The 12,823-nt window shown below is 72.6% G+C and carries 14 protein-coding genes and 2 tRNA genes; 11 read left to right on the forward strand and 5 right to left on the reverse strand.

Annotated features, from left to right (window positions below; genetic code table 11):
- Positions 1-126 precede the first annotated feature (126 nt).
- The 3 genes from ACV7NM_RS25865 (at position 127) to ACV7NM_RS25875 (ending at position 2,935) form a co-directional block, all read left to right on the forward strand.
- The gene (locus ACV7NM_RS25865) at positions 127-1,221 is read left to right on the forward strand and encodes a chorismate-binding protein (protein WP_463412520.1); all 1,095 of its coding nucleotides are present in this window, start codon (positions 127-129) and stop codon (positions 1,219-1,221) included.
- A complete protein-coding gene (locus ACV7NM_RS25870; protein WP_463412521.1) occupies positions 1,218-2,039 on the forward strand; it encodes an aminotransferase class IV in 822 nt (273 codons plus the stop codon). The genes ACV7NM_RS25865 and ACV7NM_RS25870 overlap by 4 nt, the downstream gene beginning before the upstream one ends.
- 71 nt (positions 2,040-2,110) lie before the next feature.
- Positions 2,111-2,935 carry a GNAT family N-acetyltransferase gene (locus ACV7NM_RS25875; protein ID WP_463412522.1) on the forward strand — a complete coding sequence of 275 codons (825 nt, stop codon included), beginning with the start codon at positions 2,111-2,113 and terminating at the stop codon, positions 2,933-2,935.
- Between the two features lie 4 nt (positions 2,936-2,939).
- On the opposite strand, the gene ACV7NM_RS25880 is transcribed toward ACV7NM_RS25875, so the two are convergent.
- On the reverse strand, positions 2,940-3,476 hold the full coding sequence (locus ACV7NM_RS25880) for a DsbA family protein (RefSeq protein ID WP_463412523.1): 537 nt from the start codon (positions 3,474-3,476) through the stop codon (positions 2,940-2,942).
- Positions 3,477-3,663: 187 nt separating this feature from the next.
- On the opposite strand from ACV7NM_RS25880, the gene ACV7NM_RS25885 reads away from it, so the two are divergent.
- Complete coding sequence (locus tag ACV7NM_RS25885) at positions 3,664-4,104, forward strand: hypothetical protein (protein WP_463412524.1); 441 nt, start codon at positions 3,664-3,666, stop codon at positions 4,102-4,104.
- A gap of 253 nt (positions 4,105-4,357) precedes the next feature.
- Here ACV7NM_RS25885 and ACV7NM_RS25890 read toward each other — a convergent pair whose 3' ends face one another.
- Both ACV7NM_RS25890 and ACV7NM_RS25895 read right to left on the reverse strand, forming a co-directional pair.
- A complete protein-coding gene (locus tag ACV7NM_RS25890; protein ID WP_463412525.1) occupies positions 4,358-4,978 on the reverse strand; it encodes a CGNR zinc finger domain-containing protein in 621 nt (206 codons plus the stop codon).
- A 252-nt stretch (positions 4,979-5,230) separates the two neighbouring features.
- Positions 5,231-5,644 carry an SsgA family sporulation/cell division regulator gene (locus tag ACV7NM_RS25895; protein WP_030011909.1) on the reverse strand — a complete coding sequence of 138 codons (414 nt, stop codon included), beginning with the start codon at positions 5,642-5,644 and terminating at the stop codon, positions 5,231-5,233.
- Between the two features lie 188 nt (positions 5,645-5,832).
- Here ACV7NM_RS25895 and ACV7NM_RS25900 point away from each other — a divergent pair, with 188 nt between their 5' ends.
- From ACV7NM_RS25900 to ACV7NM_RS25915, 4 genes are all read left to right on the forward strand, one after another.
- Entirely contained in the window at positions 5,833-6,270 is a 438-nt protein-coding gene (locus tag ACV7NM_RS25900; protein WP_463412526.1) for a TIGR02611 family protein, read from the forward strand.
- Between the two features lie 64 nt (positions 6,271-6,334).
- Positions 6,335-6,406 (forward strand) — tRNA-Val (locus ACV7NM_RS25905).
- Positions 6,407-6,665: 259 nt separating this feature from the next.
- The gene (locus ACV7NM_RS25910) at positions 6,666-7,163 is read left to right on the forward strand and encodes an SRPBCC family protein (protein ID WP_463412527.1); all 498 of its coding nucleotides are present in this window, start codon (positions 6,666-6,668) and stop codon (positions 7,161-7,163) included.
- Between the two features lie 38 nt (positions 7,164-7,201).
- A tRNA-Val gene (locus ACV7NM_RS25915) sits at positions 7,202-7,273 on the forward strand.
- 145 nt (positions 7,274-7,418) lie between these two features.
- Here the strand turns inward: ACV7NM_RS25915 and ACV7NM_RS25920 are convergent.
- Positions 7,419-8,144 carry an exonuclease domain-containing protein gene (locus tag ACV7NM_RS25920; protein WP_463412528.1) on the reverse strand — a complete coding sequence of 242 codons (726 nt, stop codon included), beginning with the start codon at positions 8,142-8,144 and terminating at the stop codon, positions 7,419-7,421.
- A gap of 211 nt (positions 8,145-8,355) precedes the next feature.
- Here ACV7NM_RS25920 and ACV7NM_RS25925 point away from each other — a divergent pair, with 211 nt between their 5' ends.
- Together ACV7NM_RS25925 and ACV7NM_RS25930 are read left to right on the forward strand one after the other, a co-directional pair.
- Complete coding sequence (locus ACV7NM_RS25925) at positions 8,356-8,946, forward strand: DUF4365 domain-containing protein (RefSeq protein WP_463412529.1); 591 nt, start codon at positions 8,356-8,358, stop codon at positions 8,944-8,946.
- Complete coding sequence (locus ACV7NM_RS25930) at positions 8,946-10,184, forward strand: hypothetical protein (RefSeq protein WP_463412530.1); 1,239 nt, start codon at positions 8,946-8,948, stop codon at positions 10,182-10,184. Before ACV7NM_RS25925 ends, ACV7NM_RS25930 begins: the two co-directional genes overlap by 1 nt.
- Positions 10,185-10,231: 47 nt before the next feature.
- On the opposite strand, the gene ACV7NM_RS25935 is transcribed toward ACV7NM_RS25930, so the two are convergent.
- Positions 10,232-10,720 (reverse strand): GNAT family N-acetyltransferase, encoded by a 489-nt coding sequence (locus tag ACV7NM_RS25935; protein ID WP_463412531.1) that lies wholly within the window; start codon positions 10,718-10,720, stop codon positions 10,232-10,234.
- A gap of 122 nt (positions 10,721-10,842) precedes the next feature.
- On the opposite strand from ACV7NM_RS25935, the gene thrS reads away from it, so the two are divergent.
- Positions 10,843-12,819: a threonine--tRNA ligase gene (thrS, locus tag ACV7NM_RS25940; protein WP_463412532.1), complete on the forward strand. Its 1,977-nt coding sequence runs from the start codon at positions 10,843-10,845 to the stop codon at positions 12,817-12,819.
- The last annotated feature ends 4 nt before the right edge of the window (positions 12,820-12,823 follow it).

A 12,823-nucleotide genomic window follows, 5' to 3' on the forward strand; every position in this document is an offset into this window, starting at 1 on the left:
AACTCTAGCGGATTCCCGTGCCAGCTCAAAAACGCGTTTCCGCAGCGTGATGCCGCTCGATCACCGCCGGTCACCCCGCTGTCACCTCTCCGGCGCCATCGCGCCACCGGTCATAGACTCGCAGCCGTGCACGACCTGCCTCCCCTGGCCCGCTTCGGCGGCCGCCTCGCGACCGATCTCCGCGACGTCACCAGCGACCCCTCCGCCCTCGACTCCTCCGGCTTCTGGGCGGTGGTCGCGGACTTCGAGGGGCGCCTGGTGTGCGCGCGCTTCGGGGACATACGCCCCGATCCCGTCCCCGGGCCCGCTCCCGGCGCGTGGCGCGGGCCCGCCGCCGACCAGTGGACCTCCTCGCTGGACCGGGCCGCCTACGTGGCCGGCGTACGCCGTGTCCGGGAGCACATCGCCCGCGGGGAGGTGTACCAGGCCAACCTCTGCCGCGTGCTGTCCGCCGCCCTGCCCGACCCGGCCCGGGCGGACGTGGACGCCCTGACCGCCCTGCTCGCGCGCGGCAACCCCGCGCCCTACGCAGGAACGATTCGGCTGCCGGCGCACGGCGTGGAGATCGCCACCGCCTCCCCCGAACTGTTCCTGCGCCGCGACGGCCGTCACGTGCGGTCCGGGCCCATCAAGGGCACTGGCCGCACCGTCGCCGACCTGCTGCCCAAGGACCACGCCGAGAACGTGATGATTGTGGACCTCGTGCGCAACGACCTCGGCCGCGTCTGCGCCCCGGGCTCGGTCGCGGTCCCCGAACTGTGCGCCGTCGAGGAGCACCCGGGCCTGGTCCACCTCGTCTCCACCGTCAGCGGCGAGCTGACCGAGGACGCCGGTTGGCCGGAGCTGCTGGAGGCGACCTTCCCGCCCGGCTCCGTCACGGGCGCCCCGAAATCCTCGGCGCTGCGGATCATCGAGGCCCTGGAGACCGCACCGCGCGGCCCCTACTGCGGCGGTATCGGGTGGGTCGACGCGGACCGGGGCACCGCCGAGCTGGCCGTCGGCATCCGCACCTTCTGGATCGACCGCGAGGTGCCCGCCGGCCCCCGCCTGCTCTTCGGCACCGGGGCCGGGATCACCTGGGGTTCCGACCCGGAGCGGGAGTGGGCCGAGACCGAACTGAAGGCGGCCCGGCTCCTCGCGGTAGCGTCAGGAACGCACGATGCGCACGAGCCGCACGATGCGCGTGATGCGCACGGGCTGAGCGAAGGGACCGTACGGTGAGGATCTGGCTCAACGGAGCGCTGCGGGACGCGGACGCCGCGAAGGTGTCCGTACTGGACCACGGGTTGACCGTGGGCGACGGCCTCTTCGAGACGCTCAAGGCGAAGGACGGGAGCGTGTTCGCGCTCACCCGTCACCTGGACCGGCTGACGCGCTCGGCCCGCGGGCTCGGGCTGCCCGACCCCGACCACGACGAGGTGCGCCGGGCCTGCGCCGCCGTGCTGGAGGCCAACCCGATGCCGCTCGGCCGGCTGCGCATCACCTACACCGGCGGCGAGTCCCCACTGGGCTCCGAGCGCGGCAAGACCGGCCCCACCCTGGTCGTCGCCGTCGGCGAGACCACGCGGCGTCCCGACACCACCGCCGTGATCACCGTGCCGTGGGTCCGCAACGAGCGCTCGCCGCTGACCGGTCTCAAGACCACGTCGTACGCCGAGAACGTCGTCGCGCTCGCCCGGGCGAACGCGGCCGGGGCCTCCGAGTCCCTCTTCGCCAACACGGTCGGGCAGCTTTGCGAGGGCACCGGATCGAACGTGTTCGTCGTCCTCGACGGGGAGCTGCACACCCCGCCCCTGCCCTCCGGCTGCCTCGCGGGCATCACCCGCGCCCTCGTGGTGGAGTGGACCGGCGCCAAGGAGACCGACCTCCCCTTCGAGGTGCTGGACCGCGCGGACGAGGTCTTCCTCACCTCCACCCTGCGCGACGTCCAGGCGGTCCACAGCGTCGACGGCCGCCTCCTGACGGCCGCCCCGGGGCCCGTCACGGCCAAGGCGATGCGGATCTTCGACGAGCGCGCGGGTTCCGACCTCGACCCGTAGACCCGGTGGGGGCGGCCCCTTCGCGCCCGCACGCCCTGTCGCGGCGGCCGTCCGGAGGGTAGAACTCGACGATGACCACCACATTGCGGCCGAGCGGGCCGCTCCGGCAGGACGACGGGGGCGCGCGGTCGCGCCCGTACGAGGTGCGCGTCAACAGCAGGCGCGTCGGGGAGCTGGTGATCAGCGCCGGAACCAGGTTCGGACCGCGGGTCGGCGAGATCGGCGATCTGGTCATCGACCCGCCGGACCGCCGCCGGGGCCGCGCCACCGTCGCCGCGCTCGCCGCCGAGGAGGTGCTGCGCGGCTGGGACTGTCGACGGGTCCTGGTGTCGATCCCCGCCGCGTCCGCGGCCGGCCTGAGGCTGGCCGAGACCCTCGGGTACACCGAGTACAGCCGCTACCTCGTCAAAGCGCTCCCGGCCGAGCCGCCCGCCCTGCCGGAAGGAGTCACGGCCCGCCCCATGACGGACGCGGAGTACGCGGCCTGGGCCGCCGAGGCGCCGGCCGGCTACGCCGCGGAACTGGCCGCGCGCGGTATGCCCGAGCCCGACGCGCACGCCCGGGCGGTGGCCGACCACGCGGCCCGCTTCCCGGACGGCCGGGGCACCGAGGGAGTCACCCTCGCCGTCCTGGAGGTGGCCGGCGCCCCCGTGGGCCACCTGTGGCTCGCCGAGCACGGCGAGGGCGCCCACGTCTTCGAGGTGGAGGTCGCCGAGGGACACCGCGGTCGCGGTCACGGGCGCGCGCTGATGCTTCTGGCGGAACGCGAGGCGCTCCGGGCCGGTCACCGGACGCTCACCCTCCAGGTGTTCACCACCAACACGCCCGCGCTGCGCCTGTACGAGTCCCTCGGCTACCGACCCGCGGACCTGAACTACGCCAAAGACCTCATCTAGGCGCTCAGCCCGCCAACAGCCGGTCGGCGATCTCCTCGATGCGGGCGCGCAGGCCCTCCTGGCTCTTGCCGCCGTCGAGACGCTCGCCGCCGATCACGTACGTGGGGGTGCCGGTCACACCGATCGCCTTGCCCTCGGCCTGGTCGGCGTCGACGATCAGGATGTGCCGGCCGTCGACCAAGGCGGTGTCGAACTCCTCGACGTCCAGGCCGAGTTCACGCGCCACATCGAGAAGGACCGCTTCCCCGCGATCGCCCAGCTCGGAGGTGCGGGCCAAGACGGCCTCCGCGTACGGCCAGCCCTGCCCCTGCTCCGCGGCCTCCTCGGCGGCCTGGGCCGCGGCGAAGGCGTGCTTGTGCTTCTCCAGCGGGAAGTGCCGCAGCACGATGTCCAGCCGGTCGCCGTAGCGGGCCCGCAGGGCGCGTACGTCGTCCAGGGCGCCGTGGCAGTCCGGGCACTGGAGCTCGCACCAGACCTCCAGGACGACGGGGGCGGCGGGCGCGGCCGCGGGAACGGAGTCGGGGGAGTGGGAATCGGTCATGCGCACAGTCTCCCAGTCGGTCCCCCCTCGCACCGACCGGGACCTGGGGAGGAGGGCCGACCCGGAGATGTCCCGGAGATCCGTCCGGGCGCCGCCCGGGCCGTGGCCCCCGTGCCGGTGGCCGGTGCACGATGGACGGGGGCGGAGCGCCGCTCCCCGCCCGACCCGTCGGCCCCTGGAGGACAGCATGCTCGCCGAGACCATTTGTTCCGCGGTGTCCGCGGCGGGCCTGGGCATCGCCGCGCTGACCGCGTACCGCAGGCGTTTCCTCGCCGCGACGCGCATCGCCGCGTATTCGCTGGTGCCGGTCGCACTGGTGCTGACCGGCGTCGTGGAGTGGGTGTCGGGGATGGTGTTCAAGCCCTCCGTCTGGATCGGCTTCGGTCTGTTGGGCCTCTCCTGGGCGCTGTTCCTGGTCACCCGGACCGTCGAGCGCCGCGCGGTCGGCCGGCCCGCGAAGCCGACGGGGCCCGAGGCGGTCCGGGGCCGCCGCGCCCGGGACGCCGTCGCGCCCGACGCCTCCGCGCCCTCCCTCGGCACCGGCTCCCGGCCGACGCCGGAGCGGGCCGCCGCCCCGGCGGACGACTTCTCCGACATCGAGGCGATCCTCAAGAAGCACGGCATCTGAGCGCGGCGTCCGGGCGCGGCATACGACCGCGCGGGGACGGGCCCCCGCCGACCCCTCCCCGCCCGCCCGCCCGTCACGTGAAAGGACGAACTCCCGTCATGCCCTGGCGTGTTGAGGGGCGATTCCGTTCGCGCTGGGCGATCATCGGCCCGACATGCCGGACACATCACCTGGTGAGCCCTCGGCTCGCGTTCCCGCCCAAGAGGCCCGCGGTTGTCTCTTCGCGCTGTCCCAGCCGCCCCTGATGATCTTCCTAGCGGTGATCGGCACCCTGCTGCTGCTCGCCGCCGTACACGACCTCTTCCTGCTCTGAGCCGTGTGCGTCCGCCTCCTTGCGGCGCGCCCGGTACGCGGCCACGTGCAGCCGGTTCCCGCAGGTCCGGCTGTCGCAGTAGCGGCGCGAACGGTTGCGGGAGAGGTCGACGAAGGCCCGTCGGCAATCCGGGGCCTCGCAGCGCCGCAGCCGCTCCTGCTCGCCCGAGACCACGATGAACGCCAGCGCCATGCCGCCGTCGGCCGCCAGGTGGTCGCCCACGGAGGCCCCCGGCGCGAAGTAGTGCACGTGCCAGTCGTAGCCGTCGTGGTCGGTCAGTCGCGGCGTGGTGCCGGCCGTGGCCACCAGCTCGTTGATCAGCGTGGCGGCGGCCCGGGGGTTCGGGGCGGCGAAGGTCTGCGCGAACTTCTCGCGCACGGTGCGCACCCCGGCGAGATCACGGGCGCCGAGTTCGCCCACGTCGCTGATCGCGTACTCCTGGACGAAGCCGCGCAGCGCGCCCACATCGGACAGTCCGTCGGGGCTGCCGGGCTCGGCCGCGGTGTTCACCAGCGCGACGACGACGTCGAGCGCGCGACGGGTGTCGTGGGGGATCTGCACGGGGTCTCCCTGGGGGCCGGGCCTGCGGCGATCGGTCTGAGCCGCGTGGGGGGCCGACTCTAGCGTTCCCCGGCGGCGGCCGGGAGGTGCGTCCGTCCCCGCGACGCACGACGGCGCCGCCCCCGCGGTTGGCTTCCGCGAGAACAGCGCCGGCACTGCCGCATGTGGTTGTCCATCCCGCACCGTCGCCCCGAGTCGGACGGTGTCGGGTGGTCCCCCGGCCGTGGCCGGGAGGGTCGCCCTCGTCCTGGGTCAGCTTTCGGCCAGGATGTGGGAGAGCTCCTTGTCGAGGTCGAAGTGCCGGTGTTCGGTCCCCGGTGGGACCGCGGCGTCCGTCCGCTTGAGGAAGGACTCAAGTGCTCGGGCGGGTGCTTCCAGCAGTGCTTCTCCTTCCGGAGAGCTCAGGGCGATGCAGACGACTCCCTGACCGTGGCTGCGGGACGGCCAGACGCGGACGTCGCCGGTGCCGGTGGGTCGGTGGAGACCCTCCGCGAGGAGGTCGCGGGCGAATACCCATTCGACCGTCTCCTCGGCGCCGGTGTGGAAGGTGGCGTGCACGGCGTAGGGATCGGCCGTGTCATACCGCAGGCCCGCGGGAACAGGCAGTGAGGACTCGCTCGACACAACGAGGCGCAGGTGCAGCTCGCAGCTGACCGTGGTGTTCATAAGCGCCAGGGCCTTTCGCTCAGTGTGCGCTCGGGGATTCGCACGTCGGCGAAATCGACATGCCACCTACGGTGGCGTTGTAAACCCCTCTGACCGTTTTGCGGACCTCTGGGTCCCTCGGACGGCGGATCCAAACGACCGATCACGTGTGCTTCCGGCCCGCGATTCGACTCCGGTAGATTCGACCCATGAATACGGGGAGTGACCACGGGACCGAGGAGTCGGCGCCGAACGGAACGGCTTCGGCATCCGAACCGCACGTGTCGAAGGCGCCGGCCTTCGTCAAAGCCAACCGCAGCCTGCACCTGACCTGGCAGGTTGGCGTGTTCATCGTCGGCCTGGCCGTCATCGCCGCCGGCATCGCGATGCTCGTCCTGCCGGGCCCGGGGTGGGTCGCGATCTTCGCAGGCCTGGTGATCTGGGGGACCGAGTTCGCCTGGGCGCAGGTGGTGCTGCGCTGGACGAAGCGGAAGGTGGCCGACGCGGCGCACAAGGCGATGGACCCCAGGGTGCGCCGGCGCAACCTGATCCTGACCGGCGTGGGGCTCGCCGTGGCGGCCGCGTTGATCGGCTTCTACCTGTGGAAGTACGGCCTGATGCTGCCGTGGAACATCAAGGACCAGTGATCGGCCCGCTCCGAGCCGGTGGCGTAGAGCACCGCTGACATGCGGTAATGTTTGCGGTGCGTCCGGGCGATTAGCTCAGTGGGAGAGCACTTCGTTCACACCGAAGGGGTCACTGGTTCGAACCCAGTATCGCCCACCCGGACCCAAGGCCCGGAGACTCGAAACGAGTCTCCGGGCCTTCGGCGTGTCCGGGGGCCGAGAGGGCCTTGACGGGGCCTGTGCCGTCCTCGCGGGAGGCCGCCGGTCCAACGGGGCCGAGCGCACGCCGCGGGGCTTCCACGGGCGCGGACGGGGCATTGTGGGGGCCCTCGTGAGGCAGTCCGGAGACCTCGCGGCCGTCGTGGGCCTCCCCGCCGGCAGGGATGGCCGTGCGCGAGCCGGGGCAGGCTGCGAGCATGGATCACAGCCCCCGACACGGGTGGAGCCGCTTCCGCTTCCGCAGCGTGTGGGACCTCGACGCCCCGCCCGCCGTCGTCTACCGCGCCTTGGAGCGCGCCGAGGACTACCCGCGCTGGTGGCCACAGGTCCGCCGCTTCGAATCCGCCGCCGGCGACGGCGCGACCACCGGCGGCAGCGCCGGAACCGCCGTCATCCGCTCCGCGCTGCCCTACGAGCTCCGCGTCACCGCCACCGAGCTGCTCCGCGATCCCGCCGGCGGCGTGCTGGAGGTCACGCTGAGCGGGGACGTCGAGGGCTGGGCGCGGTGGACCGTACGCCCGCGAGGGGCCCGTACGCGCGCCCTCTACGAACAGGAGGTCGAGGTGCGCCGGCCGCTGATGCGCTGCCTCGCGGTGCCCGGGCGGCCCCTGTTCCGGCTCAACCACACGCTCATGATGCGCGCCGGACAGCGTGCTCTCGCGGCGCGGCTGGCGGGCCGGTCGGAAGCGGTTTGAACAGAACCCCGGGGCTCTTGTATTGTTCAACCCGTTCCGGGCGATTAGCTCAGCGGGAGAGCACTTCGTTCACACCGAAGGGGTCACTGGTTCGATCCCAGTATCGCCCACCGGGACAGGCCGGTCCGTCGCAAGACGGACCGGCCTTCCGCGTTTTCCGGGTGGGATTCCGGGGGGAGTCCGGCGCGGTGGCGCTCCGGCGCCGTGGGGCCGGCTGCGGTGGTGTTCCCGCCGCAGTGATGTTCTGGCGCGCGCCTACGCCGCGGCCGGGAGTTCCGGCCGTAGCGGCCAGTGCGGGTCCACCGGTTCCGGGGTGCCCTGACGGGCGAACCAGGCCTGTAGCCCCCGCGCCTGCGCCGCGTGCCACACCGCCTGGAGCGTGTGCAGTTCGGCCGGTGTCAACCGCTCCAGCCGGCCCGCGAACCGGCGCCCGAGCGCCCGGACGACCTCCAGCGAGGCCAACGCGTCGGCCGCCGCGTCGTGCGCGCCCTCCAGCTCTATCCCGTAGTGCGCGCACAGGTCGCCCAGCGTCCGGCGCCCCTTGCGGTAGCGGTCCAGGTGCTTGTCCAACACCCGCGGGTCCAACACCGTCAGCGGCCGGTCGTCCAGGTACCGCGCCAGCGACGACGCCCGGTGCCTGCGCAACTCCCGGTCCAGCAGCGTCAGGTCGAACGGCGCGTTCATCACCACCACCGGCCGGCCGGCCAGTTGCTGCTCGCCGAGCGAGCGGGCTATCTCCTCCACCACCGGCGCGGGCCAACGGCCGTTGCGCTGGAGGTGTTCGTCGGTCAGGCCGTGCACTTCCGTGGCGCCCCGCGGCACCGGGATGCCCGGATTGACCAGCCAGCGCGTGGTGCGGACCCGGCCGCCCGCACACTCCTGCACGACGAGCGCGGCGGACACGATCCGGTCCTGCTCGACGTCCACCCCGGTCGTCTCCGTGTCGAATGCGGCCAGCGGTCCCTCGTACCAGCGTGTCATGGCGAACTCCTCGTCCCCGATCGGCAGATGGGGTCGCGACGGGAACTCGCCACCCCTTGCCCGAATCGGTGATACCCGGGCTGTTTGCCCCGTACGCCGTTTGCCCGAGGTCTGCTGCGGAAACAACCTCCTTGGGGGTCCGCACGCCTGAACGGTCGTCACCCCCACGACCCCTCACGAGGCAGAGCCCGGAAGGCATGGGGAGCCGGCCATGGCGCTCGCACAGCCCGAACCGGGCGGGGTGCTGCAAGGGCGGATCGGACCGCGGACCGACGCGGGGACCGGACCGTCCCGCGGCTCACTCGCCACCACCGCCTGCATGGAGACCCTTCAGGTGGGATACCTGCACGCGGTCGCCGCCGCGGCCGGTTGCTCGCTGTCCCAGCCCTTTCCCGACAACGGCATCGACTGGCACGTCAGTCACGGCGCGCCCGAGCACGTCATCGACGACGAGGTCACCATCAAGGTGCAGTTGAAGGCGACCTACCAGATACCGCCGCGCCCGGCCGGAGCCACCTTCGGCTTCACCCTCGACAACGAACACCTCGTGAAGCTGGCCCGAACCCCGGTCGCCGTCCACAAGATCCTCGTGGTGATGCTCGTCCCGCGTGAGCGCGGGGAGTGGCTCAGCGCCGGGCACGATCGGCTCGACCTGCGGCACTGCTGCTACTGGACCAATCTCGCGGGGCAGCCCGTGACCGGCAGGCGCCGGACCACCGTACGGATACCCACCACACGGATCTTCGACGACCGGGCGCTCTGCGAGATCATGACCCGGGTCGGGTCGGGAGGGACACCCTGATGGACCGGAACGCACCACGCCTCGAACCGCTGTCGTCCCCGTCGCCGTACGCGGACCCGTCCGCCTACGCGGACCCGACCTTCCCCGGGACGCCCGACGTCGCGCACGTCGACCCGGCCGTGCTCGGCGCGCTGCTGCACCGGCACGGCTGGCTGCGGCGGGGCGGCGCCGCCGGGCGGTACGGACGCTGGACCCCGCCCGGGCGGTCGGGCACCAGCCTGCTCGTCCCGGAGAGCCGGACCTTTCCCGACTGCGCCGACCTCTTGGAGGAGGCGCTGGCCGCCCTCTCCCACGGCGGGCTGCCCTCGGCGCGGGAGGTGCTCTTCGGGCTGAGCGTGCCGAGCGACGAGATCCGCTGGGAGCGGGAGTTCCCGGAGGGCGCGTACGCCGCGCGGCGGGCGGAGGCCTGGCCCGTGCAGGAGCAACTCCGTACGGCCGCCCGGCAGGTGCTGTTGGCCGGCGCCCTCGCCGCCCGCGCCCGGGCCGGGTACTACGGCGCGCGGCACCGCGCCCAGGCCGAGCGGAGCCTGGACGGCGTGCTCGTGGGCCCCTCGCCGGGCGGCCGCCGGCTGACGGCGTACCTCCCGGTGGACGGGGGGCGCGGGGTCGTGACCCGGCTGCACCACGCCCTGCACGCGGCGCGCGAAGCGGTGGACTACCGGCGGGCCACCGGGGGCATGGAGGCCTTCGACGCGGCGGTGGAGGCCGGTGTCAGCCGCGAGCTGGCGGACGCGCTGATCGCCCTCGTACGGGGCACCGAGGGGGCCCGCGTCCACCTGGCCTGGTCCCCGGCCGCGGGGGTGCCCGCGGGGTGCGCGGCGCGACCGGAGCCGGTGGAGTTCTCCCCGGGTGACCTCCCCGTGCTGCGGGAGGCCGCCGCCCGCTACACCCGCGACGAGCCGGCCGTCCCGGTCCGGATCGCCGGGGCGGTGGTCCGGATGCGGCGCTCGGCCCCCGGGGGCGGGGGGACGGTGCGGCTGCGGGTGTTGGCGGGCGCGGAGGTGCCGCAGGTACGGGCCAGGCTCGACGAGGAGGCGTACCGGGTCGCCGGACACGCGCACCTGGTCGGCCTCCCGGTCCGCGTCAGCGGCCGGCTCCAGCGCCGGGGCGGCTTCCGCCGGCTGACCGAGGCCACCGACGTCGTCCCCGTCCCGTTGGACGAGGTGGAGCGGGACCGGCTGATGAAGTCGCTGGACGAGCCCTTCGACCCGTCGGACGTCCTGCCGTCCGACGAGTGACCGGCAGCAGCCCGCCGGTCACCGCGATCGGGCGCCGAGGGGGCTGCTCAGACGTCTCGTCCCGCGGCGCGGGTGAAGGAGGCCATCACGAGGCCGGGGGCGGGGGAGAAGTCATCGCCGCGGAGGAAGCCCAGGCGGTCGTACAGGGCCACCGCCGGGGCGTTCGCGGCGCCGGTCGTGACCGTGACCCGGCGGTCGGGGACGGTGTCCGTCAGCAGGTGGCGCAGCAGGAGCGAGGCGATGCCCCGGCGGAAGGCGGCCGGGGCCACGCACAGCCGGTCGACGCAGACGGAGCCATCGGGCTCCTCCTCCCAGGCCAGGAAACCCGCGATCTCCCCGTCCGCGCCGCTCACGCCCAGCCAGCGCAGGGGCCGCTCCCGCAACTGCGCGAGGCTCTCGCGCAGCGCCGGTATCCCGTCGAAGCCGATCAGTTCGGCCTCCACCGCGTACGCCTCGCGCCCGACGCGGTGTACGGCGGACGCGGTGGCGTCGTCGGTCAGGTCCAAGGGCCGCACCGGCCCGGTCGTCTTCGGCATGGGGCCACCGTAGACGGGCTCCGGGGGCGGCGGAACAACCGTTTGGCGGCGCGGCCCCCGCGCTCGGTACGATTCAGGCGCGCAGTGTTCGCTCGCGCACCCCCAGAGTTCAGGAGAGACCGGTGTCAGACGTCCGTGTGATCATCCAACGCGATTCCGAGCGGGACGAGCGCGTGGTGGCCACGGGCACTACGGCGGCCGACCTCTTCACCGGCGAGCGCACCGTCGTGGCCGCGCGCGTCGCGGGCGAGCTCAAGGACCTCTCCTACGAGGTGCGGGACGGCGAGACCGTCGAGCCGGTGGAGATCTCCTCCGAGGACGGCCTGAACATCCTGCGCCACTCGACCGCGCACGTCATGGCGCAGGCCGTGCAGGAGCTCTTCCCCGAGGCCAAGTTGGGCATCGGCCCGCCGGTCCGCGACGGCTTCTACTACGACTTCGACGTCGCCAAGCCCTTCACCCCCGACGACCTCAAGGCCGTCGAGAAGAAGATGCAGGAGATCCAGAAGCGGGGCCAGAGGTTCGCCCGCCGCGTGGTCACCGACGAGGCCGCCCGCGCGGAGCTCGCCGACGAGCCGTACAAGCTGGAGCTCATCGGGATCAAGGGCTCAGCGTCGAGCGACGACGGCGCGGACGTCGAGGTGGGCGGCGGCGAGCTGACCATCTACGACAACCTGGACGCCAAGACGGGCGAGCTGTGCTGGAAGGACCTCTGCCGCGGTCCCCACCTGCCCACCACCCGCAACATCCCGGCGTTCAAGCTGATGCGCAACGCCGCCGCCTACTGGCGCGGCAGCGAGAAGAACCCGATGCTCCAGCGCATCTACGGCACCGCCTGGCCCTCGAAGGACGAGCTCAAGGCCCACCTCGACTTCCTCGCCGAGGCCGAGAAGCGCGACCACCGCAAGCTCGGCACCGAGCTCGACCTGTTCTCCGTACAGGACGAGATCGGCTCCGGCCTCGCCGTCTTCCACCCCCGCGGTGGCGTCATCCGCCGCACCATGGAGGACTACTCGCGCAAGCGGCACGAGGAAGAGGGCTACGAGTTCGTCTACACCCCGCACGCCACCAAGGGCACCCTCTTCGAGAAGAGCGGCCACCTGGACTGGTACGCGGAGGGCATGTACCCCCCCATGCAGCTCGACGGTGGTACCGACTACTACCTCAAGCCCATGAACTGCCCGATGCACAACCTGATCTTCGACGCGCGCGGTCGCTCCTACCGTGAGCTGCCCCTGCGGCTGTTCGAGTTCGGCACCGTGTACCGGTACGAGAAGTCGGGCGTCGTGCACGGTCTGACCCGCTCGCGCGGCTTCACCCAGGACGACGCGCACATCTACTGCACCAAGGAGCAGATGGCGCAGGAGCTCGACCGCACGCTGACCTTCGTGCTGAACCTGCTGCGGGACTACGGTCTGACCGACTTCTACCTGGAGCTGTCGACCAAGGACCCGGAGAAGTTCGTCGGCTCGGACGAGATCTGGGAAGAGGCCACCGAGACCCTGCGCCAGGTCGCGGAGAAGCAGGGTCTGCCGCTGGTGCCCGACCCGGGCGGCGCGGCGTTCTACGGCCCGAAGATCTCGGTGCAGTGCCGGGACGCGATCGGCCGCACCTGGCAGATGTCGACGGTCCAGCTGGACTTCAACCTGCCGGAGCGGTTCAACCTGGAGTACACCGGCCCGGACGGCTCGCGCCAACGCCCGGTCATGATCCACCGTGCGCTGTTCGGCTCGATCGAGCGCTTCTTCGCCGTTCTGCTGGAGCACTACGCGGGCGCCATGCCGCCGTGGCTGGCCCCGGTCCAGGCGGTCGGCATCCCGATCGGCGACGGTCACGTGGAGTACCTCCAGGCGTTCGCCGCCGAGGCGAAGAAGAAGGGCCTGCGCGTCGAGGTGGACGCCTCCTCCGACCGCATGCAGAAGAAGATCCGCAACCACCAGAAGCTGAAGGTCCCCTTCATGATCATCGTCGGCGACGAGGACATGGCCGCGGGCACCGTCTCCTTCCGTTACCGCGACGGTTCGCAGGAGAACGGCATCGCCAAGGACGAGGCACTGGCCAAGCTGGCCAAGGTCGTCGAGGACCGCGTCCAGGTCTGACCGC

This window comes from Streptomyces sp. Tek67B01 (assembly GCF_055231995.1).